This is a genomic window from Chloroflexus sp. MS-CIW-1 (assembly GCF_030444705.1).
Taxonomy (GTDB): Bacteria; Chloroflexota; Chloroflexia; order Chloroflexales; family Chloroflexaceae; genus Chloroflexus.
The window spans coordinates 1,647,159-1,671,843 of record NZ_JAUBWR010000001.1 but is presented as its reverse complement, the minus strand read 5'-3'; the positions used below and the strand labels follow the sequence as shown (position 1 = coordinate 1,671,843).

Sequence of the window (24,685 nt, the reverse complement as noted above, 5' to 3'; positions counted from 1 at the left end):
TGACCAGAGTACACATAGGAAACATTCGAGGTCACTTCATGCAGGATCAGATTATCGATATGCCTAAAGCGTTAGGTGAAGCGCGCCTGCTGAAATGGCTGGTGCAGGTGGGCGACACAATCACGCCAACAACTCCGTTGGCGCGTCTACTGACCGACGATGCCGAATGGGTGATACCGGCTCGATGGAGTGGGGTGGTGGTTGAACATCTAGTCAGGGAGGGTGAATCTATCGCGGCCGGTAGGGCGCTAGCACGCTGTACGGCACCGCCGCGGCTCCGGGCTACACCGCTCGCCCGCCGTATGGCAGCAATGTTGGGCATTGATCTAACGAAACTGACCGGCAGTGGCCCGGCCGGTCGTATCGGGCGTGCCGATGTGATCAGAGCAGCCGACCGATTTACCACTACACCTGTTCCGCATGCGCCCCCACAACCAGCGACACCGGCTACCGTACCCTCGTCTATTGCTTCAGAGACCGATGCTGCGTATGGCGCAGAAACAGCAGCGATCACGACTTCCGTAATCTTACCAAAAGTTACGTTCTCAGAACTGATCCCGGTGGCCAGTGTGACTGTTGCCGTTAATCTCCAACCGTTGCTGCAACGTTGTGCCGGGCAGTCGGCAGTGTTTGCGGCGTATGGTCTGCAAGCCACCCCGCTGAGCGCACTGATCGCCGCCGCCGCCAGCATCTTTCCGCTTCATCCTCTGATCAATGCAACCTGGAGCGATACAGCTATCGTTATCCGCCACCGGTATCACGTTGCCGCTGGCCTCCCTGACGGACGGTGGGTATTGATTCGTGATGCCGGTGATCTTACCGAACGTGGCATTGCACGAGCACTCAGTCGTGAAGAGCACGACCTGCAACCGGCAACATGCGCTGTTGCCATAACCACCGACTGGTGGCGTTTGATGCCACCGCTACCAGGAACAGCCGTAGCGATTACGCTGAGCGAGGCGCGTTTACAAGCGGTCGCCCTGACCGAGACCAGTTTGCAGATCGGTGCTGTTGCCCAGCTTAGTGTATGCTACGATGCACGAATTCTTGACCATCCTACCGTCATGGCTTTCCTCACCGATCTGTGTCACCGGCTTGGATGTCAGACTGTCTAGCGCTATACCTGGTTAGAGAGTGGGTGAATATTCCCTTCCCGATCATCATCATACTTTTCCTCTCACGGCAGTATGCGGGCCGGAGGCCCGCGCACCCAGGTATTTCCACCTAAACGACTGTTCATGGTTGCCTCACAATTACGCAAAACCTTCACTCTTTTACCAGCACAACATAGTTGCAAGTGGTATAATCTGGTTGTCAGACTGGAAAAACCAGGAATAAGAATAATCGATCCGAGGGAGTAAAGCCCATGGCGAATAAGAAGCAGCGGATCGGCGTGCTCACCAGCGGAGGCGATGCGCCAGGCCTAAATGCCGTTATCCGTGCAGTCGTCAAGTCGGCGTCTAGTCTCGGTTGGGAAGTGATCGGTATTAATGACGGATTTGAGGGGTTATTAGGTCAAAAAAGCTATCGTGTTCTGACCAACGCAGACGTTCAAGGACTATTGCCACGCGGAGGTACCATTTTACGTACCACAAACAAAGGGCACTTTGGGCCACGACGGAGCGATGAACTTTCTGAATCGGACCCGTATGTGCGCGCCGTCAGAGCCATCGAAGAACTGGGACTGCGAGCGTTGATCACCATTGGCGGCGAAGGAACACAACGCATAGCCCTCGAACTGTACAAATTGGGCGCTCCGGTTATTGGGGTTCCAAAAACGATTGACAACGACCTCGCCGGAACCGATCGTACATTCGGCTTCGACACAGCGCTACAAGTCGCTACCGACGCGATTGATCGCCTGCACACGACGGCTGCCAGCCACAATCGCGTGATGGTCCTTGAAGTCATGGGGCGCCATACCGGTTGGATTGCGCTTCACGCTGGATTAGCTGGTGGAGCCGATGTCATTCTCATCCCGGAGATTCCATTCTCGATGGAGCGTGTCGTCGAGAAGGTAATGATGCGTGATCAGCAGGGAAGTGCATTCAGTATTATTGTGGTTGCGGAGGGTGCACGACCGCGCGGTGGGAGTGAAATGTACGTCGCCGAAGGTCGTTTAGGCGGAATCGGACATTGGGTAGGGGAACAGATCGAGAAGCTGACGGCTAAAGAGGTACGGGTCGTCGTGCTCGGTCACCTCCAACGTGGAGGTTCGCCATCGCCGTATGACCGGCTTCTCTCCACTCGTTACGGAGCCGCCGCTGTGCAAGCAGCCGCACGCGGTATCTACGGCGAAATGGTAGCACTCCGTGGTCAAGACATCGTGACGGTGCCGTTAGATGAGGCCTGCGGCCACTTAAACCGGGTACGTCCGCATAGCGATCTGGTACTCTGCGCACGTAGTTTGGGGATCGTGTTTGGTGATGAACTCTGATGTCGCCCACGGTGTCGGCAACAGAGCGAAGGTATACGAGATGATTCGTTACGAAATTGCTGCCACGACGGTAACCACTGCACCGCCAGAGCGTGTGCTGGCGGTGCTCGACGATTTCAATAACTGGCCGCGTTGGATGCCATCGTTAGAACGAGTACGGATCGAGTTGCCACCGAATGAACGACCGCGCACCGGCTATCGCTTCAAATTGCATGGCATGTTTGTCCATGCCGAGATGGAAGTGATTGACTATACACCACTCAGCCGGGCAACGCGCTTTCGCATCAGTTTTCCACCTTTCCAGGGCATTAATCGCTGTCGGTTGGTGCCACTAGAGGATGGGAGGTATCGGATCGAGCGGCTCGATCAGTTAGAATTGCCCGATCTGGTGGCCCATCTGATTGATGCAACTCAACGGAAACGTTTTGAAAAGCTAGCGCTAGAATTTCTTCAGGCTTTGCGCCGTGAAGTTGAACAAACACCACATGCAACAGTCACATCCACTCCACCAACTGGCCGATCAGATTGAGCGGACTGGTCTCTGTGTACCTGTAGCAATGCTCTTACACATCGTTGCGCCGCTCGATGTTGTGTGCAGTCAGACGGTGCAAACCATTGCACCGTTCCTGCACGGTACACGCTGGACTTCAGTAGTCGATGTGCTCACTGTTCCTGACCATTGGCCGATGCTGCGTGATCTGTTACAGTCACGGTTGCGCAAGGAAGAATGATCCATCAGGGGTAAGGAAAGTTTCTTTCCTTCGATGACAGGATTCTTGCCTGGCTGCCAGGCACTTACCTCTTCAGCCCTATGGGTGCTGGGGATGGAATTCGCTCCTTCCGCTGCCGTGATGAACGTGATCAATGAGGCAGCGAACATCTGATTGCAGACGTTTGTCAGAAGGGGAAGCAGCACACCTCCATCTGCACAGTGAACAGGTTGGACACTCATCCATTCTCTGCCGACCAGGGAGAGAAGATTGAAAAGCTCTGAATAATACCGTCAAACAATTGACAAAGCCGATCTGGTGGGTTAAACTCAATAGGAAATTAATCATCAGGCTGTAAAAGATTGCTTTTCGGCGGAAGGAATACCAACTCATGACCTTGCCAGCAATCTTCTTCATTATTATTCTCGTTCTGGTCGTTGCACTGATCTGGCTTCATTATGCCCGTGTCCAGGCTGGTCGCGTGCCCGAACGACGACCGCTGCCTGCATTAGAGGTACTACGCGCAGCACTTGCCCGCAGTGCAGAAACCGGCCGACCGGTTCATCTCTCACCAGGCGCCAGTACGATTGGAGCCGGTGAAGGGCAACGGGCCAGTACTGCTGAGTTGCTGGCCGGTTTGAACATTATTGGACGAGCCGCCGAACAAGCTGCTGCTGGCGGGGCTTCTATTGTCGTTAGTTCGGCTGATGCGGTTGCTCACTTGGCGCTACGTGGGGTAGTGCGCCAATCGTACCGATCGTTTGGGCAGGAGCAGTCGTTTGATCCACGTCAGATCGAGCTGTGGGCCCATGGCGATGCGATGGCTTATACGGCTGCAGTGGCTGCCATCTATGCTCGAACTCCGCTAGAAGCCAGTTTACTGGCCGGTGCTTTCGCTCAGGAGGTGTTGTTAACCGCTGAAACCGGTGCTGAGCGTATGGTACCGCAGGTTTTGGGGAGTACTCATCCATCAGCGTTGAGCTTGATGGCGATCACCACCCCCCATACGTTGATTGGGGAAGAAATTTACGCTGCTGAAGCATACTTAACTCCTACTGCAACACCGCAGGCTCGTCTACTGACCCACGATGCACTGCGCACCGTAGTTGTCTGGCTAATGCTGATCGCTTTTGGGTATGGATTTTTCCGTATTGCCTTCGGATGGCCTGCCTTAGCGGGATGGTGAGTCAATGTCTTCGCCACTGCGTAACCCTCGCCAACTTATCACGGTGTTGATTGCCGGTGTAAGCGGACTCATTGTGTTGCTCGATTTTGTGGGCGCCGGTCCGGCAGTTCGTGTTCTGGCAACAGTGCTGGTGCGCTGGGCAGCTTTGATTACGGCTATTGCAGTGGTGATAGGGATATTCAGTGTCTTCCGTTCCCATCTGCAACGCATTCAGATGCGTGCACCAGAAGCAGGCTATAGTTTGGTTCTGCTGGGCGGAATGATGATTGTCATTGTGGCCGGTATTCTCTACCCAACGCGCACAGCAACAGGTCTGGCATTACCGGCAACACTGGCTGCAATCCCAATCCGTACTGTCTTTCGCCTGATTTATGAACCACTTGCCGCCAGTTTACTGGCATTGCTGACATTCTTTGCCCTTCGCGCCATGCTACGCGCTGCTCGTAGCGGTCGGGCAGAAGCTATCTTTGTTGTTGTGGTGGCACTGCTTGCATTGATTCTTCAATTGCCACTATTAGCTGTAATACCGGTGATTGGGCAGGCTGTCCAATGGCTCAATGACTATCTGGTTGCGGCTGGCGCACGCGGCCTTCTACTGGGTTCGGCAATTGGCGCACTGGTAGCCGGGATTCGTCTGCTCATTGGTTTTGATATGCCGTATGCTGACCGTTGAGCCGATCGGCACGGCACGCTAATGCCTTATGGAACACTTACCGCCATGGCTTCGCAACGTACCATTGCCCCCACCACCAACCGACGCTGATGAGACGCCGGACTGGTTGCGTGGTATTGATAGTTTTACGCCGCCACCATCAACTGCGGCGCATACACCCGATTGGTTGACTGAATCGGCAGAGCAGGCGGAGGCAGCCAGTATTCCCGATTGGCTGGCTGAACTACAGGCTGAGGTGTCCGATCCACTGGCCGGGTCTGGTACGCCGCCCCCCTGGATCAGTGACGTAAAACCAGAACCTACTGCTGAACGACCATCAGCCTTTGGTACAGCCGATTGGTTACAAGGTTTAGAGAGTAGATCACCAGCGGAGTCATCCCTGTCCTCTGAACCACCACCAACGACGACCTCGCGCTTGCGAATGCCGGTTGGACCAACCGATTGGCTACGCAGCATGGGGCACGAAGAGGAGGTCGAATCCGCAGCCCAAGAACCGGCAGCAGAAGAGGCTTACCTTGATCTCGATAGCGGTGTCCCAGATTGGCTACGCGAATTGAGTGAAGAGGAGATCACGCAGGCATTAGCCACTACGACGCCTGAACCATCATTGAATGTAGCTGAAGCAGAAACTCCTTCCGAGCCGGAAATGGCTGATTGGCTGAGTGAACTAGACCGCTTAGCCACTGATACTAAGTCCCCGGCACCCGATTGGTTGACAGAGGGGACTGCAAATGACGAGACGATCCTGGCAACCAACGAGCCCGAATGGTTAACACCAGATCAACCGTTACCTCCCACGCCATCTGCCCTCGATTTACCACCATGGCTACAGAACATTGCTGGCGATGAACCACCTGCTGCACCCGGCTCAGTACGTCTTGATCTACCGTCCTGGTTACTTGAAGAAGATGTCCCTTCATCACCAACGGTTGCACCCGATGCCCCAACATTATTGGCCGACAGCAATGTTATGCTCCCACCGAGCGGTGCTGTTGATCAAGATATTCCAGGCTGGTTGAAAACGGAACCTCCTGCATCCGTACCAGAATCATCAGCCGACATTCCAACCTGGCTACGCGAATTAGAGTCTACTGAGCAGGCAGAACAAGGGGCTACAGAATCTGAGGCACCAGCCTGGATACAAGAGACCGAAGCCCCTGCTGCCGAGGCGCCTGCCTGGTTGCAAGAGCAACAGGCTGAAGCCCCTGCTACTGATGTGCCTGCCTGGTTGCAAGAGCAACAGGCTGAAGCCCCTGCTACTGACGTGCCTGCCTGGTTGCAAGAGCAACAGGCTGAAGCCCCTGCTACTGACGTGCCTGCTTGGTTGCAAGAGCAACCGGCTGAAGCCCCTGCTACTGACGTGCCTGCTTGGTTGCAACAGGCTGAAGCCCCTGCTACTGACGTGCCTGCTTGGTTGCAACAGGCTGAAGCCCCTGCTACTGACGTGCCTGACTGGTTGCAAGAGCAACAGGCTGAAGCCCCTGCTACTGACGTGCCTGCTTGGTTGCAAGAGCAACAGGCTGAAGCCCCTGCTACTGATGTGCCTGCCTGGTTGCAAGAGCAACCGGCTGAAGCCCCTGCTACTGATGTGCCTGACTGGTTGCGAGCGGCTGAACCGCAAACCAGTGATGTGCCTGCCTGGTTGCAAGAGCAACCGGCTGAAGCCCCTGCTACTGACGTGCCTGACTGGTTGCAAGAGGCTGAAGCCCCTGTCACTGACGTGCCTGACTGGTTGCAAGAGGCTGAAGCCCCTGCTACTGATGTGCCTGCCTGGTTGCAAGAGCAACCGGCTGAAGCCCCTGCCACTGACGTGCCCGCCTGGTTGCAAGAGCAACAGGCTGAAGCCCCTGCTACTAATGTGCCTGACTGGCTGCAAGCGGCTGAAGCCTCTGCTACTGACGTGCCCGCCTGGTTGCAAGAGCAACAGGCTGAAGCCCCTGCCACTGACGTGCCTGACTGGTTGCAAGAGCAACAGGCTGAAGCCCCTGTCACTGACGTGCCTGACTGGTTGAAAGAGGCTGAACCGCCGACCAGTGATGTGCCTGCCTGGTTGCAAGAGCAACAGGCTGAAGCCCCTGCCGCCGACGTGCCTGCCTGGTTGCAAGAGCAACAGGCTGAAGCCCCTGCCACTGACGTGCCTGCTTGGTTGCGAGCGGCTGAACCGCAAACCAGTGATGTGCCTGACTGGCTGCAAGAGGCTGAACCGCCGACCAGTGATGTGCCTGCCTGGTTGCAGGAACCGTCATCAAGTACGGTTGATACACCTGACTGGTTAGTAACCGATGCAGCGACAGAAGCGGTACCGTGGTTGGAAGCAGCGTCAGCTCAGTCTGGTTCCGTTACCGAGCCACCACCAACGACAAGCTCAACCAGTGATGAATTCTTGAGTGGAGCTGACTTACCACCCTGGTTGCGAGCTTCATCTGAACGAGTGGCTGAGCCGGCAGTTACACCTTCATTAAGCTGGTTACAACGTTTAGGAAGTCGTGAGGCCGATGAGGGTGAAGCGGTTTTGGCCGGGGCTGAAGTGACTGTTGTGAAACCGCCATTGCCAGCCCCTGCTCGGCGTACTTCTGATCAGATAGCGGCAGTTACATTACTCGAACACCTGCTTCAATCACCATTACCGGTAACGATGCCCACCGAGCAACCGGCTGTCGCCCGTCGTCGTTTACCGGTTCTTGAACAATGGCTTGCCCTAGTTTTATTGCTTGCCATCCTCATTGGTCTGTTGTTGCCAGGTCTGACCGGAACACTGACGAATCAGGTGCAACCATCTCCAGCAGCAGTTGCGCTCCATGATCAGCTCGCCAGCCTGGGGAGCGAAGATGTGGTCTTGATCGCATACGAGTGGAGTGCACAACGTGTTGCCGAATTGCGACCACTCGAATCCGCATTGCTTGCCGAATTGACTGACGAGCGAACGAAGCTCATTATCGTTAGTACCGACCTGCAAGGAACTCTGCTCTCGTTTGATCTGATTGGGCCATTGCGGGCCGCCGGTTACAACAACGAGAACGGTGTGACTTTCGGCGGACGTGATTATGTGCTGCTCGGTTATCGGCCAGGTGGTGAACTGGCTTTGCGCAGCCTGGCCCTCGATCTACGCGCTGAATTGCGCCGTGATTACACTGGTCAGGATGCAACCGCAGGCTTACTGGCGACCCGACCTGATGGCACACCTCGAATTGAGACGTTAAACGATCTGGCAATGATCGTGGTTCTCGCCGATCAGGTACAGGATGTACAGGCCTGGATGGAACAAATTCACAGTGCAGCCCCAACCGTGCCGATTGCATTCTTGCTCCCTCAAGAGGTCTATCCACAGGTCCTACCGTACCTGCGTTTACCTTATGTCTACGCGGTAGCCGGTCAGCGCGGTGCTATCGATTTACTGGCCGCAGGAAATGCTGACGAAAAAGCAACGTATGCCTATTCCTATCAGACATGGGCAACACTGGTGTTTATTGGTGTGCTGGTGCTGGGAATGCTGATCGTTGGGATTGGTCGTTTGTTCCATCTGGTAAGAGGTAAAGACCGATGGATATTGCAATAACCTTCATTCCAGTTGTTCTGACGCTGCTGGTGTTTAGCCGTGTGATCGGTGATACACCGGCTTTTCGGCTGGTGCAATATCTGTTTGTTGGCGTTGCACTCGGTTACGCTTTCGTTGTTGTTTATCACCAGGTGCTGCGACCGGCTGTTGTTGATCTGGTTGCGGCCAGTGGTCAACCAGCGCTGGTTACCTGGCAGTTGATACCATTTGTGTTGGCAGCTCTGTTGCTTACTCGTGTCAGCGGCCAACAGACCAGTTCCTGGCTGGCAAACATTCCGTTAGCGCTGGTCTTTGGTGTTGGCGCAGCACTGGTTGTCGGTGGTGCGATAGCCGGTACGATACTACCACAAGTACTTGATTTTACTCGCGCAGATTTCTCGTCGCCAGTAACCATTCTCGGCAGTATTGTGCTGGTCACTGGCTCAATTGTCACATTGCTCTCGTTTTCACTGACACGCCCATCTGATCCACAGCGACAACGCCAGATCGATCTGGTAACTCGCCTAGGGCGTTGGGTGCTGCTGCTGGCATTTGGCTTCTTCCTGGCCGGTAGTGTGAGTTCCTATCTGACTGCGCTCAATGAACGACTGCTCTTCATCATTGACTGGGTACGCGCTGTTTCAGGAAGCAGTTGAACATTCCCTACGCACCATTCTCGCCATAAGGTGAGCAAACGTCTGTCGAAAACAGTCCAGTGCAGGGATGGCAAAGCATACTTACACAACCTCTTGTTGCAAATCAACCGCAGAGGACAAGGTGCATAGCATGGCAGACAATGTGCGGGCCATACTGGCAATCGAAATCGGTAGTCTGACGACCAGAGTTTCACTCATTGACCAGGTCGATGGCGAAAGTCGGCTGATCGGTCAAACCGAGACTCTGACCAGCCGTGAATTACCGTATCAGAATGTGTTCTTTGCGGTGCAGGAAGCAACTGCACAACTCGCCGAACTTACCGGTCGGCAGTTACTGCACGAAGGGCACTTGCTGATGCCACGAACCATTACTGGTGACGGTATTGATAAAGTGGTAGTGGTTACCTCAGCACTCGAACCGTTGCGCGTGGTTGTAGCAGCAATTGCAACTGATGTCTCGGCACGAAGTGCGTTGCACGCTATTCGTGGGGTGCCGAATGTCGTGTTAGAGGTGATCACTCTGGATGATGTCTCACATCACCCAACCAGTAGTGTCCAGTCATGGATTGAGCGTCAACTTGAAAAACTACTTCCACTCTTACCAGACGTGATCATCTTGACTGGTGGTATTGAGGGTAGCGCCATTGAGTCGATGAAGCGGCTGGCGCATCTGGTTAATCTCAAGCTCTCTTTCACCGAAGCCATCAAACAACCGTTGCCCACAGTTATTTATGCCGGTAATACAGCCGCAGCATCAACCGTTCACACGATCCTGAGCCGACACAGTTGTGAGTTGATCAGCGTAGCAAATGTACGACCAACGCTCGATCAAGAGAACGTCACCCCATTACGACAGGCATTACTGGCTCGCTATGCACGACAGCTTACCGATTTGCCTGGCGTACAGCAGTTGGCAGATTCTGAAAAGAGAACGCTACACACGATTATTGAAGCGCAATATGTGATGACGCGCTTCCTGGCCGAGCGACGACAACAGCCGGTCTTGTTTACAGATGTTGGTGCGACAACCACCACGCTGATCGCTGCCGCACCAGATCACGTAAGTGCTGCAATCCACGGGGTTTGTGGCACCGCATTCGGGGTCAGCAATTTGTTATGCGAAGTTGGCCCTGCCGCAATTGCCCGTTGGCTACCATTTGCGATTGAAGAGCAAGAACTGATCGAACGAGTATTGCAGCGAACGTTACGCCCACAAACAATGCCCGTAACCCGCGAGGATTGTTATCTTGATCTGGCGATTGTGCGCGAAGCATTAGCTTTGGGAATGGCTACGTTGCGCGATGGACAGCCAGCTCTGACCTACAGCTATCTTGTTGTTAGTGGAGGTGCGCTGGTTCACGCCCCTCATCCTGGCATGACCCTGCTGGCGATCCTCGATGGTTTGCAGCCAGCCTATGAACTACCAGGCCTCCTGTTACCGATCCATCTCGACAGTCTGGGGCTGCTGGCGGTATGTGGTGGCATAGCAGCGCACAGCGCCGACGCAGCTGTATCGGTTTTTGATCACGATTTGCTGACGAATACGCCATTAGCAACCTGCATTGTGTTACAGGGTGGCAATCGGTTCGGCGATCCGATCGCTGAGATTGAACTGATCACTGTTGGTGGTGGTAGTGAACAAATCCAGGTCCGCAATGGCGATCTGCTCCGCCTGCCGTTACCGATTGGTCGTTATGCACAGGTAAAGGTGCGACCACGAGCCGGTGTGCGTGTCGGTAAGGGTGCCCCTGGCGAGGCGGTCGAGAGCGATCCGGCTGAAGTGCACGGCAGCCTGCTCGGCCTGGTCGTCGATGCACGAGGACGACCGCTTGCCTTACCAGAAGATGGTACGGAACGCCGACGGCTTCTCTGGTCATGGTTGCGGGCAGTCGGTGCTGAGCACAGCGATAGTCCGTACCCTGAACCTGTAACCACGTTACCGGAGATGCCGATACCGGAATCAGTGATAGCACCTGCACCAGTTGTCGCCAGGCAACGACGAAGCTGGTTTGGACGCCGGAAACAAGGGCCAACACCGTCGGAGATGACCTTATCACCGGCAGAGACATCACCGGCAAAAACACCCGCTGACGATCTCGATGAGCTGCGCCAGAAGGTCACAAAATCTGCGCGTCGGAGTTGGTTTGGTCGGCGCAAATCGTAATAGCGTTGTATATCAAGGCTTTTCTACGTTTCCGGCAGTGGTGTAGAAAAGAGAACAGAGGTAGCGGGGTGAGAGGGTTTCACCCTCCCGCGAGTGAGGGTCTGAGGGAAGAGCAGAAACTCGTGGTTCTGATCAGGCACTCAGCAGGGGCGTCGGCTAAAGTGGCGAGAAACGACGCGCCTCATCAACAATTTGGGCTGTTGATGAGGCGCGATCTATGGCATTTCCAAGATGGTTCGGGGAACATTGGCGGGCAACTGGCGCCCTCACCATCCCCCCTGGTCCCTCTTCCACACGGAACGAGTAAGGAGGGGCAGAGTGTGGCTGGCGTGAAAGTATGTTGGCTCCCCTCACACAATGGTCGCACGAGTACGGGACGTGCTCAACGAGTAATCTGGGTTTTGATCAGGCTCTGAGAGCATGATGGTCGGCTAACGCGCCAACCGATGAGTTCCCACCATAGACCACACAGCATGGGACGGCGGCCAGCGCCTTGCGAGAAACCGGGTAGATCGGGGATCCCCGTCCGCACATGCATGAGTCCAGTGTTGAGAACATTGAAAAGCCCTTCTATCTGACACTGCACAGCACACACTATTGTGACCTGTGGTATACTACTTTCGTCAATTTTCGTCAGGCGAGAAGGCGGTGTTACGATGTCTGTGATTATCCAACTCTGCAATATGTACAGCGATTTAGCTCCTCGTCATAGTCATCGTCGCCGTCGTCGTAGTCAGCCAGTCACACGATCTGGCTAGCGGCGCCTGCATTCTTGTAAGGATTGTTCTCAGGCCAGCTTGCCAGCGCAGGCTGGCCTCTTTTATGTAGTGACCTGTAAGTAGCGAAGGAACATATGACCCACTTGTATTTGATCCGCCATGGCGAGTCGGTCGCCAATGTGAAACCAATCGTAGCCGGAATGAAAGGTGACGTCGGTCTTACCGAGCGCGGTATCGAGCAGGCTAAACGTCTGCGTGATCGTCTGGCCACCAGTGGAGAGATCAAAGCTGACGTACTGATTTCATCAACATTACCCCGTGCCCGCCAAACTGCCGAGATCATTCAACCGGCCCTGGGAATTCCGATCATCTTCGACGATGAAGTGCAGGAATTGAAAGTCGGTGAAGCCGATGGCATGACAAATCAGGAAGCCTGGGCCAGGTTTGGTGTTCCCGATTTTGACCGTTACCCGCTCCGACCACTTGCTCCCGGTGGCGAAAGTTGGGGCGACTTTACGCTGCGCGTCAGTCGTGCACTTACCCGCATTACCAGTGAATACGAAGGGAAGACGATTGTCATCGTTTGTCACGGCGGTGTCATTGATTGTTCGTTCATCCACTTTTTCCGGATGCCGAGCCTGGTGGTACCACCGATTGATTTTCATACCCGTAACACCAGTATTACCTGGTGGGAACGGGTAAATCGGCGTCATCAACAACTCTGGCGGCTCAACACGTACAACGATATTGCTCATCTACAAGGAATTGGTGCAGTTGAGTCGGTTCGCTGGGAAGACACCCATCCCGCTGCACCGGTACCAACCGAGGAGTAGGAACGCATGATAACATTTCTTGCTGACGGACACGCTACCAGCCCACGAGGCTGGCGCGCCGCAGTAGCGGCATGCGGGATTAAATATGCCGATCGCGATGACCTGGCTCTGCTGGTTAGTAATTATCCGGCAACAGCAGCCGCGGTGTTTACCACTAACGCAGTGAAAGCCGCACCGGTACGCTACGATATGGCACTTATGGCACAAGGGACTGATCTGCGGGCAGTTGTGATTAACGCCGGTAACGCCAATGCCTGTACCGGCGCCGACGGTGATGCCGCGGCTGTTGCGATGGCGCAGGCTGTCGAGCAGGCGTTAGACTTGCCGCCGCGCAGTACATTTGTTATGTCAACTGGAACAATCGGTGTTCCTATGCCGATAGAGAAGATTGTGCGCGGGATTGCAGTGGCGGCCCGGCGACTGAGTCCTGAGTACGGACCGGCTGCGGCACGTGCCATCATGACCACCGATACCCGCCCCAAACATTGCGCTGTAACTGTAACGCTCTCTGGTGGTCAGGTTATTACGATCGGTGGCATGGCTAAAGGTGCCGGGATGATCCATCCCAATATGGCAACCATGCTGGCCGTTGTCACCACTGATGCGACCGTACCAGGGCCAGTCCTCGATCAGGCGATGCGGCAGGCGCTCGAAGTGAGTTTCAACAGCATTAGTATTGACGGTGATACCAGTACAAACGATACGTTGCTCGTTATGGCTAACGGGGCCAGTGCTGCGCCGCCCATTACCGATCTTGACACTCCTGACGGTGCTGCTTTTTGTGCCGGTCTGACAGCGGTTTGTCAACATCTTGCCCATGCCATTGTCCGTGACGGTGAAGGAGCAACCCGTTTTGTTACGATTACAGTGCGTGGGGCAGTCAACGATACCGAAGCTAAACTGGCAGCAATGACCATTGCCCGTTCACCATTGGTGAAAACGGCGTTGTTTGGCGCCGATCCCAATTGGGGGCGAGTGTTGTGCGCAATTGGTTATTCGGGGGCTACTGTTGATCCTGATCGAGTCGTGCTCTCGTTTGGTGGTATGCGGGTGTTGGAAAATGGGTTACCGTTACCGTTCGACGAGCAGGCTGCCCATCAGTTGCTCGATGTCGCCGAGATCACGATTGATGCCGATCTCGGCCTTGGCGAGGGCAAGGCAACAGTGTGGACGTGTGATTTGAGCTACGACTACGTGCGGATCAACGCCGCATACCGTACTTGATGCCGGGAAAAGATCATGGATCTCGCCGACTGCCAATCGATTGCGCGTGAACTGTGTCAGCGCCTTGCCACAGCAGCGGACGTTGCCATTGTGGTGGCAGGGATGATAACGCCCGCAGCACCGCTTACCGATTTTGATCCGATTGAGTTGTTGCTCATCACGGAGCAAGCACGGCAACGTCCACTGCACAGTTTCATGATGCGAGGTGTGCCGGTAACGATCCATCCTATCGCCGTCCCTGATCTGGAAGCGGTCTTGCAGGCACCCGATCTACGCTGGCCGCAATGGTTGAGCTGGCTGGTGCAGGTACAACCTGTGATCGGTACGGCTGAACAGGTACAGGACTGGTTATCACGAGCCAGGGCGTTACCAGAACGTGTCTTTTACCAGAGCATCATTCCGTATCTGCCGCAATTGGTATTCCAGCGTTACAGTGAATTACGGGCAGCTACCGTGCGGCGTCAGGCTTCGGTGGCAAGATTGCTGGTGTCTGAATTATTGATGGAAATGATCAGCGCACTCTGTTTGATCAACCGTTGTTGGACCACACAACAGCGATATGCTGGTCTGAACGAGAGTTTTTCTTTCCCGTTACAACCGCGTGATTGGCCGCAACTGGCTCCTGCACTGATCGCAGCGCAAGAGCTTGATGAGATCGGACGGCTGGCCGGCACGCTGATCGGGAATTACTGGCAACTCCTGGTACGTTGTAGCCTACAGATCGAAAACTACCAAACGACCGCCAGTGCACCATTGTGATACGAAAGAGGAGGATTGTCGATGGAACACCGGCTCTGGGGAGGACGGTTTAGTGAACCTACGGCGGCAGAGATGCGCCGCTTCAACGACTCATTCCATTTTGATGTGCGTCTGGCCGAGGTTGATATTGCCGGTAGTATTGCCTGGGCCGGTGCGCTGGCACAAGCTGGCCTGATCAATGAGACCGAACATGCCGATCTTATCCGTGGTTTGGAACAAGTGCGAGCTGAATTCGCAAACGGTACGTTCGTGGCCGTAGAAAGCGATGAAGACATTCACACCGCTGTCGAACGTCGGCTGCGTGAACTGATCGGCGATGCGGCGCTCAAGCTTCATACCGGACGTTCGCGTAACGATCAGGTCGCTACCGATATGCGTCTCTACACCATCGGGATTGCCCGTCAGCTTAACCTCCGTTTGCGTGATCTGCAACTAGCGCTCTTGTCGCAAGCCGAACAACATACTGCGACGGTTATGCCAGGCTATACCCATTTGCAGCGCGCCCAACCGATTACGTTTGGGCATTGGTGCTTAGCTTATGTTGAGATGTTTGCCCGTGATCGGAGCCGTCTTGAGGACGCGATTCGTCGCATGCGTGTGCTCCCACTCGGCGCAGGTGCGCTGGCCGGCAATTCGCTTGTGATCGAACGTGAGCGGCTTACCGAATTGCTCGATGAATTTGATGAATTAGCGGCGAACTCGCTCGATGCGGTCAGTGATCGCGATTTCGTCGCTGAAGTTCTCTTCGACTGTGCCCTGATTGGTGTCCATCTCAGCCGGTTGGCCGAAGACATCATCCTCTACACCAGCGCTGAATTTGGGTTTCTCGAACTGGCCGACGCCTACAGTACAGGCTCAAGTCTGATGCCACAAAAGAAAAATCCTGATAGTATGGAGTTGTTGCGCGGTAAGAGTGGTCGCCTGCTGGGAAACCTCGTAGCATTGCTTACGGTATTGAAGGGATTGCCGCTGACCTACAATAAAGACATGCAAGAAGATAAGGAACCACTCTTTGATAGCTTTGACACCCTCGATCTGGGGCTACAAATAGCGGCAGCGGCCATTACGACAATGAAGGTGAAGCCCGAACGAATGGCAGCAGCCCTCGATGATGCGATGCTCGCTACCGATCTGGCCGATGAACTGGTACGCCGGGGCATTCCCTTTCGTCTGGCGCATAGCAAGGTAGGACGATTGGTGCAGCGGGCATTGGCGCTCGGCGTAAGCTTGCGCCACTTGCCACTCTCTGAGTATCAGGCCATCGAACCTACCCTCGATGCGAGTATCTACGCAGTATTCGACATGGCGCGTAGTGTAGCCCAAAAATCGAGTTACGGCGGCACCGCGCCCCAGCGAGTACGTGAGCAATGCGCACGCTGGCGCGAATTGTTAATGCAGAACGACTGAGTCGTACCCCGATAACAGATGGAGGATTACAAAAACAGCCATGACTAGCCCATTGTACGCACCTCCGGTAAGTTTACCGGTCCTTCATATCCGACCCGACGCTGCGGTTACCATTCGCCGGGCGCGAGTCAGCGATGTCCCACGGCTATACGAAATTATCAACTACTACGCAGCACGTGGCGATATGCTTCCCAAGACGCTCGATCAGCTCTACAATCGGGTACGTAATTTTAACGTGGCCGAGGCCGATGGTGAAGTGATCGGTTGTGCTGCCTTGCACATTACCTGGGCCGATCTGGCCGAGGTGGTCAGTGTTGCAGTCCATCCGTCGTTTCAGGGTCGTGGCATCGGTCGAAAATTGATCGAACCACTCTTCACCGAAGCAATGGAACTAGGTATTCCCACACTCTTTACACTTACCTTACAGGTTGGTTTTTTCAGCGCGCTGGGATTCCGCGAGATCCCCAAATTACGGCTACCGCACAAAATCTGGCAAGATTGCGCCACGTGCTTTAAGCAGGATCGCTGCGATGAAGTAGCGATGATTCGGCAATTGCCGTAGGTGAGAGTCGTTATCTCAGCACCTAGTGACCAAACATACGCTGGGTTTGAGTGAAGCGACAAATTATCAAAGATACAGAAGTTGCACAATTCGGGAAAGCCCATTATACCAGGGGTATCAGTTATGCTATACCCGACAATCGTGCTGAAAAAAGAATGACTTCACTGCAAAAAGGTGATCTTCTCACCACAGAGACCGCGGAGATCGCAGAGACTAAAGATAATTTTATCTTTCATTGAGCATAGGGTTGTGAAATTTTTTCTTACATGCACCCAATAGCCAAAAATTATTCACAAATCTTAGACGCTCTGCGTGCTCTGTGTACTCCGTGGTGAGTTTTTGCAGTGGACTCAAAAATGAAATACGCGCAACATACCTGATCATTGTCAGCACGCGGGCCAGAGGCCCGCGCACCCAGGGAATGGGAACGAGAGGGACGGATTTGGAACCTACCCCCAATGGTGTGCTGAGTGTTTCGATGTTTCTCCCCGTTCCCATCAAGACGCGGGCCAGAGGCCCGCGCACCCAGGGAAAGGAAGCGCATTTCAGACACATCAGACACACTCCGCGAGCTACTTCTGAATGATCGGAAGATAACGTACTGCTGGCACAGAGACGGTTTGCGTCGCTCCACCGTAGACTAATCTCGTGCTATTCTCAAGCAGCTCTACATTCGTGATCCGTGCAACATTACCCACTGCACCAGCACGTAGCAGAATCGCTACCTGCACCTCATTGCTAGCAGGAAGATCGACAATATTCCAGCTTACCTGTCCGCCGCTTTGTGTGCCACCATCGCTGATTGCCACTACCTCAACACTATCAGGCAGATCCACGACTAACTCAAGATTAGTCAAATCGGCGCCTGCACCCTGACCAAAGTTAGAAACAGTAAACACAACTGGAAACGTCTCACCGACCTCAATAAATTGTGGCGCTTCAGAGCGTACAAATGGCAACGGCTGATCGATCCGCGTTACAGTAGCACCACGGGTATTGTTGCGGATAAGCGATCCACCATTGGCTTCGACCCGATACGTATCGGCAACAACATTCGCAGAAGCCTGAACCTGGTAGGTAAGAGCGATAACATCTCCTGGAGCGAGACTACCAACCGACCAGGTAACCTCACCAGTGCCGCTGTTGTAAATACCGCCATCACTGATGCTGCCCGTTACCAGCGTAGCACCCGTCGGAACAGTCGAGAACACCTCGACATCACTCAGCGTCGTTGGCCCACTATTAGCAACAAAGATCACGTACTCAAACGGCTCGTCCGGTGCTGCCGCTGAGAGATACCATAGGTCAGGATCAAACATCTGTAACTTCCAAACATCAACATGAGGCTGGTTGTTGATCTGCGCAGTAATCCAATCGGCGAACGAGGCAGTTTTAGCGTACACACCGGGGAAGTTCGGCCAGGCACAACCGATTCCAAAACTAACGATACCGGCATGAAGCAAGCCACCAGAGCCATCGGGAACCATCAGTGGCCCACCGCTGTCACCCTGGCAGGTATCAATCCCGCCGGATGGATACTGACCAGCGCAAAGGTGCAACGATTCATTCAACCCACCACTGTAGCGCTCATTACACGTCGCTAGATCAACAATTGGGACACTGGCCTTATGAGCCACGTAAGGAAGATCAACTCCTGTCTGTGGCAAGCGATTGCCCCAACCGGCAATTTGGGCGGTCGTACCCACAGCAAAGCGAGCTGCATCGGCTGGTGTTGCAACCCGAATCGGCGTGATACCAGTCACTGGCTCGTTCAACTCTAACAAAGCGATATCGTTAGCGAGTGTTGCTCCTGCAAGGTAGAGCGGATGAGTAATAATTGCTGCCACGATCTTCCGCTGAGCTGCGGTCGCCTGCGACAGGTCTTGCTGACCAACTAACACCTCCACTGCATTTGGTGCAACCGTGCCTTCCTCTGAAACCAAACAATGCGCTGCCGTAAGTACCCACTGAGTCGTCGTGAAATCACCGCCATCGTCAATAAGCGCACCACCACAGAATGCAAACGCCTCATCGGTAATCGACGCATTGAGCAACGCCACCAGCCACGGATAATCACCCGGTTGCACCGGTTCACCGCCAACAATACTAAGGGTTGGCGGCGGGAGTGGTCGCGATGAGGCAACCGATGGCAGCAGCCACATCACGATCAGAGCGAACAGGATCCCCCTCCAGAATAGTTTTCGCATGGCATCTCCTTATCATTCCAAAATCATGTAACGTTATTGATTTTAATAATATCAAAAGCAACGTGACTTGTCAATGAAAGGAATGTCATATTGCGACCATTCCTGCATCCAGCAGTATCCAAAACGGTAGATCAGGCTGTTGCATCGATGAAGTAAAAAAGTGGTATATTAGACGTGAGCTTTTCCATGGTTAGCTCTAGCAGGAAAATTGGGCAGAAAGGCTTGTTTCACCACAATCTTACTAGCGCCACACGGGAGCAACCGAGAACCGGTACAACCCTGGAGATAAGCACGTAAAGCAAGGAGACCACGTATGAGTCCTGATTTTGAACGACTGATTGGTCGGGCAGTCCTTGATCCTGACTTTCGCAAGCGGCTGCTTGATGATCCTGATGCAGCAGCGAAGGAAGCCGGTCTGCAACCCGATCCAGATGAGATGGAGCGCCTGCGCAAAGCCCTAACCGATCCAGCTCAGCGGAAACAGCTTGAAGATATTGATCGGCAGGTTGCTGCGCCTGTTTGGAATTAGAACTTTTCTGAAAAAGCTCCTATCATCTAGATGTGTAGGCTGTAGGCTTATACCTTAACGAGATGAACCACATCTGAGATGTTGTCTCGCTGAACTGCTAGCGCACGCTCGCAAGCAGCATAGCTAATGATCTCACTCCTCCTCAACCTCCTTCCTCTCTCGATGTGGGAGAGTAAGAGAAGGTTGAGCCGATGGCCTTTTCATGAGAAGGACCTTGAAACGAGTTACCTATTACGGGATTAAGAGTAAAGGTATCAGCTACTTCAACCTGATGGTACACACAGTTACAGATAACACCTTTGATCGCCTGGGAACATACTATGGGAGATAGGTTCTAAGAGTATTTATTTGTAAGAAATATGAAGTCGCAAGACACCCAATTACTTAGTGAATTACTAAAACAGCTTGATGATGAAGGTGATGAAACACGCTTGCGTTCGACTTTACGAATGCTCAACCTGATCGTTCTAACCCTTACCCTGCTAGCACTCCTTATTATGCTTATTCCACCATTTTCATTAATAGTTTCTTACGTTATTGTCTTCATTTCAATTGCAATTAACATTTTGATCGAATGGTTGATCTGGCGAAATCACGCAAAAATTGGCGCATATATCTTTGTTGTTTGGACAAATTTTGGCATCATTACTTTTATGATTGCGAATGCCATTCAACAAGAGATATTGAATTTGGTAATGTTTGCAGGAACTACACCATTGTTTACTATCCTGGGTGGTCTGTTGTTAGGCTGGCGATTCGCAGGTATTCTTACGATAACTAATCTCATCATAGTCTTTTTTGTCTACTTTTGGTTTTTTACTACAACGGGAACATCACGAGGTGTGTTTGAAGAAACGACTGGACTGTTTATACCAGTTCTGCTCTATTCAGTTCTTGTTTGGGCGGCAATTTCATTTTACCAATATTATCTAACCTCTTCACGTCATAAATTGAATCAGGTCCGGACAAAGCTCTTGCAAGACCAGATACTTCGCCACGATCTGGAAATCGCTCGTATGCTTCAGCAACGCCTCTACCCATCGGCTCCACCATCGATAGACCATATCCAGATCGTGGCATATTCGGAGCCGGCCCGTGAAACGAGCGGAGATTTCTACGATTTTGTGCGGATGCCCGATCAACGTTGGGCCATCGTTGTGGCCGATGTGACCGGTAAGAGTATTGCGGCAGCGATGGTCATGGTTATGGCGCGATCGGTTCTGCGCTCTTATATCACCAGCCAAAAAACGCCGACGGCGATCCTGAAGGCAGCAAATAATGCCCTTTGTAACGATGGTCTTGGTAATCAGTACGTAACCGTTTTCCTTGGTATTCTCGATCCGCAAACAAACACGATCCGGTTTGCAACCGCCGGACATCCTTTTCCGTTTCTCCGTCGGAATGGTCAGATCCAAGAGATCGGCCACGGAAGTCTACCATTAGGAACACGGCTGAATACGGAGTACCGTGAAACAACGTTGCAATTGCAAGCAGGTGATCAGATATTTCTCTTAACCGATGGCTTTTTCGAGGTACGCAACGCTCAACGTGAAATTTTTGGTTTTGAGCGTCTGAAGCTTCTTCTTAATCAGATCGATCCACATGATCCTAGACGAGCACTGGAACAACTCCTAGCGGCTATCAATCAGTTTTGTGACCAAGTTGAACGAAGTGATGATATGACTGCACTGATCATTCAGGTGCTCCCACAAACGTATGCTGCAACTGCTACCGTCTGAAGAAGACTACTGGCAATCTGTGTCAGCGCAATTGATGACGTTGATTGAACCGCTCCCCCCAACACTCCGTCAGCCGCTCGTTCAAGTGCTCGACAACTCGATTCATCGTCTTCTCACTCTCTGGCCTGTCTGGTTGTCGTCTTTGATACCTCTTCCAACATCGAGCCGAGATCGGCTCGCTTTAGCAACCTTATGCGGCGGTTGGGCAGCAGCAATCCGTGATGCGTGTCTCGATGGCGAGCTAACCCACCTGGCTGCACCACTGAGTCGGGCATTGTGGCGCAGAGCATGGTACATGTTTGGGACGCTGGGCATCGATCTGCGATTACTGCTAGAGTTAGAACAGCGCATGGTTGCTGCATATCGAAAAGAACTTGCCGCCCGCACGGCTACCGGCTGCTGGCAACCAGCACAACTACGGCTGTTAACAGCACGTTGGGTTTGTGATCGAGCTGCGGGCTGGCACGCTGTGCAGCGTGCTCATCTGATGCTGGCCGGTGTGCTGCCAGATCACCCGCTGACCCTGACATTGACCAACGCACTTGATGCACTGATCCTGGCCCGTCAGCTCGGTGATGATGTTTCTGATCTGGCCGATGATGTTCGCGCAGGCCGAGCCGGTTGGCTTATCCGACTCATTGCCGAGGAAATCTGGCGGGCTGAGGGCAAAGCAACGCCAATCGAAGGGCAACGTATCGCCGGACGCTGGCTGCTTGATACAACGCTACGTCAGAAAGTGGTACATATCCATGCAACGTTGTGTCAGTATGTAATGCAGGTATTACAACCCTACACCGGGTACATTCCCCGACTGATTGATCTGGTTAGCTCAGAGCGAGATGTCGGACCGATGATACCAACCATGAACCTGTTAGTACTCCCACACTAGCCGCTCGCGCCATTGGTTAATCCGTTCGTCACTATCAATACACGCATCTAGCGCAATCCGTGCGTGGGTCAGGGCACTATCGCGGCCAATGAGAACTAACCGGCAAAGCGGAACCGGTCGCTCTTTGATACGCAATGCCCTACTATTCACGCGCCCAGCAACCACATGCACTTCATCAGCCCACGGCGAATCGGTACAGTAAACAATACCTTTGGCGCGAAACAGGCCTTGTTCGGTAAGCTGGCGTAACGTCTGTTCTAGCGCCGAACGACACAATGGTAGATCGGCGTACCAATCAATAGCAGCAAACTCACTGTGCTGATGTGGTAAGAAATCCGGCACCGAGCCATCGTAGCGCGGACTGAAAATCAGTTCAGGTGCGACATCGCCATACACGGCTGAAACAATTGGCGCACGCCGATTAATTGAGCGCAGCCGTTCATCGAGATGTTGCCGGGCCTGAGGAGTCACCAGATCGGTATGCGTCACCAGGATCAGGTCGGCAAGTTGAAGCTGACGCATTGTTAGCGGTGAAACAGCCATAACACGGTCAAAATCGGCTGCTGAGACGAGGGTGACCAGCGTATCGAGCGGAACATCGGCGGCTCGCAACTGGCGGATCAGTGCACCCGGTTCAGCAAGGCCGCTGGTCTCGATAGCGATTGCCGCCAGCGGGCCACTATCGATCAACGTTTCAAGCGCAAGCAAGAGATCACTCCCTGCCACACAACACACACAACCACCCGTTAGCTCGATCAACGGAGAAGCACCATGCTGCGCCAACAACGTACCGTCAATCCCCAGCGCACCGAATTCATTGACGATAACACCGATACGACGATCAGCACGTGCTAACAAGCGGCGCAGCAGCGTCGTCTTGCCACTACCGAGAAATCCACTGATCAACGTCACCGCCGGAGTTGTCCGCTCACTTTGTATCGGCATAACCGGTCAATTCCACATACCCTCGACCACGCATCCTGCCACTTACCTCAACTGCCCCCTCCCAGTAGACGACAGACGTCGGTAGTTCTTGGTCGCGTAGCGCTGGTGTCACCTTAAGCTCGATCCCATAACGCGGAATGCGCATGTACCAACCAGATGGGTACACTGCCCCACTACGTGGACTACGCCAGGTTTCGGTTACTTCCAGCTCTACATCACCAGGGCCAAGAATAATCACCGTATCATCGGGAAGAAGCAGACTTCCACCGACAAACGGTGATGGCTTGCCATCTGCCGCCCGAAGCTGGTAATACATTAGATCGTGACCACTCTCAAGCTGTAAGGCAAACCAGTCCCAACCGATCACACCCTCTTCGAGTGCGCTGGTACCCCACTCGCGATCCATCCAGGTTAGACCATTCACGGTATATGTCACAGAGCCGATCCGAATGGTACCACTGCTCACCATGCGCGTCAGTGAATAGTAAGCCGATGCGTTGCCAACTTGCGAACCCTTCTGACTCACGCCGGCATTTCCCTGTAAGACCGGTGGCCGACTGTTGACCGCCACCAGATCGAGGGCCACATCATCTTGGGCAGCGCGGAGCCGCATCGTCATACCTTCAGGTCCACTGCCTTCTACCGACCAGTCATTCAGAAAGACGTGGAAGGGATTACCACTGGCACCCGCCAACCCTACTGCGGCCCGACTAAAACGCTCGAAGGCATAGAAGCGTCCCCCATTAATATCACTGATGGCAAAGTGAGCCATGTAGACTTCATTGGTCGCCCATGCCGAATCACGGGCCGGCAGGTACGGGCTGAGCGCTCGTCGGAAGAAGGTCAGTTGGAAACCAAAGCGCCGTCCGTTTTCGGCTGTCAGATTACCGGTATAGTACCACCACTCAGTTTGAAACGTTTGATGCGGGCCGTGATCGGCAGGAAAGATGAAAGGTCGTGGTTCAACAACACGCTCAAAGCCAGCGATGTCACCGGCATTCACGGCCTCAATTGCGCCAATGGTAGCCTGAACGACCGGTCGAGCTGGTGAGCTACAAGCGGTGAGGAATGTTACGGCGATGATCAAAATCCATTTTGCAAAAGAGTGCATAACTTTTCGCTCGTTGTAACGGTTATATAAATAGGAAGTCTCTTTAGTAGTGTACCACGGATTGATGCAGATACTCGGGATTGGTCGCGAAATGAGTGGGTAGCGGTACGCTCCGCTACCAACAGTGGCTTGCTGTCAATCGGGAGAGATAGGGGTTCTTAGAGCGTGATTAGAACCTGGGCTTTTGCTGAGGCTCGACCAATGGCATCTCCAGAATGGTTCGGGAAACGTTGGCGAGCAACGCATGCAGCTCTTCGAGGCGATGGAAACGGGTAGCAACGGTTTCAGCGCCGGTACTGCAGAACACGCCTGGCGCCCCCCACCTTTCACCCTGCCCCCCTTTCTTTCCCACACAGGGCGAGGAAGGGGGAACGTGGGGTGGCTGGAGCGAAAGAATGTT

General features: G+C 53.7%; 20 protein-coding genes. 17 read left to right on the top strand and 3 right to left on the bottom strand.

The features are described 5' to 3' along the window. Positions 1 to 38 precede the first annotated feature (38 nt). The 14 genes from QTO31_RS06685 (at position 39) to QTO31_RS06620 (ending at position 16,865) form a co-directional block, all read left to right on the top strand. Positions 39 to 1,115: an E3 binding domain-containing protein gene (locus QTO31_RS06685; protein WP_031460173.1), complete on the top strand. Its 1,077-nt coding sequence runs from the start codon at positions 39 to 41 to the stop codon at positions 1,113 to 1,115. Between the two features lie 251 nt (positions 1,116 to 1,366). Next, a complete protein-coding gene (locus tag QTO31_RS06680; RefSeq protein ID WP_031460174.1) occupies positions 1,367 to 2,437 on the top strand; it encodes a 6-phosphofructokinase in 1,071 nt (356 codons plus the stop codon). A gap of 40 nt (positions 2,438 to 2,477) precedes the next feature. Continuing rightward, the gene (locus QTO31_RS06675) at positions 2,478 to 2,966 is read left to right on the top strand and encodes an SRPBCC family protein (RefSeq protein WP_031460175.1); all 489 of its coding nucleotides are present in this window, start codon (positions 2,478 to 2,480) and stop codon (positions 2,964 to 2,966) included. Beyond that, positions 2,923 to 3,168 carry a hypothetical protein gene (locus QTO31_RS06670; protein ID WP_031460176.1) on the top strand — a complete coding sequence of 82 codons (246 nt, stop codon included), beginning with the start codon at positions 2,923 to 2,925 and terminating at the stop codon, positions 3,166 to 3,168. The genes QTO31_RS06675 and QTO31_RS06670 overlap by 44 nt, the downstream gene beginning before the upstream one ends. Before the next feature lie 370 nt (positions 3,169 to 3,538). After that, entirely contained in the window at positions 3,539 to 4,333 is a 795-nt protein-coding gene (locus tag QTO31_RS06665) for a DUF6754 domain-containing protein (protein ID WP_031460177.1), read from the top strand. Positions 4,334 to 4,337: 4 nt separating this feature from the next. Further along, positions 4,338 to 5,006, top strand: coding sequence for a hypothetical protein (locus QTO31_RS06660; protein ID WP_301428497.1), 669 nt, complete (start codon positions 4,338 to 4,340; stop codon positions 5,004 to 5,006). 28 nt (positions 5,007 to 5,034) lie between these two features. Next, the gene (locus QTO31_RS06655; RefSeq protein WP_301428496.1) at positions 5,035 to 8,562 is read left to right on the top strand and encodes a hypothetical protein; all 3,528 of its coding nucleotides are present in this window, start codon (positions 5,035 to 5,037) and stop codon (positions 8,560 to 8,562) included. Next, entirely contained in the window at positions 8,547 to 9,197 is a 651-nt protein-coding gene (locus QTO31_RS06650) for a hypothetical protein (RefSeq protein ID WP_301428495.1), read from the top strand. The genes QTO31_RS06655 and QTO31_RS06650 overlap by 16 nt, the downstream gene beginning before the upstream one ends. 130 nt (positions 9,198 to 9,327) lie before the next feature. Beyond that, positions 9,328 to 11,361, top strand: coding sequence for a glutamate mutase L (locus QTO31_RS06645; RefSeq protein ID WP_301428494.1), 2,034 nt, complete (start codon positions 9,328 to 9,330; stop codon positions 11,359 to 11,361). A gap of 853 nt (positions 11,362 to 12,214) precedes the next feature. Further along, positions 12,215 to 12,913 carry a histidine phosphatase family protein gene (locus QTO31_RS06640; RefSeq protein WP_301428493.1) on the top strand — a complete coding sequence of 233 codons (699 nt, stop codon included), beginning with the start codon at positions 12,215 to 12,217 and terminating at the stop codon, positions 12,911 to 12,913. A 6-nt stretch (positions 12,914 to 12,919) separates the two neighbouring features. Next, a complete protein-coding gene (gene argJ, locus QTO31_RS06635; RefSeq protein ID WP_031457865.1) occupies positions 12,920 to 14,137 on the top strand; it encodes a bifunctional glutamate N-acetyltransferase/amino-acid acetyltransferase ArgJ in 1,218 nt (405 codons plus the stop codon). Positions 14,138 to 14,152: 15 nt separating this feature from the next. Then, positions 14,153 to 14,896 (top strand): hypothetical protein, encoded by a 744-nt coding sequence (locus QTO31_RS06630; protein ID WP_301428492.1) that lies wholly within the window; start codon positions 14,153 to 14,155, stop codon positions 14,894 to 14,896. Positions 14,897 to 14,917: 21 nt separating this feature from the next. Beyond that, entirely contained in the window at positions 14,918 to 16,303 is a 1,386-nt protein-coding gene (gene argH / locus QTO31_RS06625) for an argininosuccinate lyase (protein WP_301428491.1), read from the top strand. 40 nt (positions 16,304 to 16,343) lie between these two features. Next, positions 16,344 to 16,865: an N-acetyltransferase gene (locus QTO31_RS06620; RefSeq protein ID WP_028457041.1), complete on the top strand. Its 522-nt coding sequence runs from the start codon at positions 16,344 to 16,346 to the stop codon at positions 16,863 to 16,865. A 572-nt stretch (positions 16,866 to 17,437) separates the two neighbouring features. Here QTO31_RS06620 and QTO31_RS06615 read toward each other — a convergent pair. Further along, the gene (locus tag QTO31_RS06615) at positions 17,438 to 19,072 is read right to left on the bottom strand and encodes a trypsin-like serine protease (RefSeq protein ID WP_301428490.1); all 1,635 of its coding nucleotides are present in this window, start codon (positions 19,070 to 19,072) and stop codon (positions 17,438 to 17,440) included. Between the two features lie 313 nt (positions 19,073 to 19,385). Between QTO31_RS06615 and QTO31_RS06610 the strand changes: the two genes are divergently transcribed. From QTO31_RS06610 to QTO31_RS06600, 3 genes are all read left to right on the top strand, one after another. Continuing rightward, complete coding sequence (locus tag QTO31_RS06610) at positions 19,386 to 19,601, top strand: Franean1_4349 family RiPP (RefSeq protein WP_301428489.1); 216 nt, start codon at positions 19,386 to 19,388, stop codon at positions 19,599 to 19,601. Between the two features lie 359 nt (positions 19,602 to 19,960). Beyond that, positions 19,961 to 21,340: a PP2C family protein-serine/threonine phosphatase gene (locus QTO31_RS06605; protein WP_301428488.1), complete on the top strand. Its 1,380-nt coding sequence runs from the start codon at positions 19,961 to 19,963 to the stop codon at positions 21,338 to 21,340. Further along, a complete protein-coding gene (locus QTO31_RS06600; protein ID WP_301428487.1) occupies positions 21,318 to 22,229 on the top strand; it encodes a hypothetical protein in 912 nt (303 codons plus the stop codon). Before QTO31_RS06605 ends, QTO31_RS06600 begins: the two co-directional genes overlap by 23 nt. Here the strand turns inward: QTO31_RS06600 and QTO31_RS06595 are convergent. Continuing rightward, on the bottom strand, positions 22,212 to 23,174 hold the full coding sequence (locus tag QTO31_RS06595) for a CobW family GTP-binding protein (RefSeq protein ID WP_301428486.1): 963 nt from the start codon (positions 23,172 to 23,174) through the stop codon (positions 22,212 to 22,214). The genes QTO31_RS06600 and QTO31_RS06595 overlap by 18 nt on opposite strands. Next, entirely contained in the window at positions 23,158 to 24,285 is a 1,128-nt protein-coding gene (locus QTO31_RS06590; protein ID WP_301428485.1) for a lipocalin-like domain-containing protein, read from the bottom strand. Before QTO31_RS06590 ends, QTO31_RS06595 begins: the two co-directional genes overlap by 17 nt. Positions 24,286 to 24,685 lie beyond the last annotated feature (400 nt).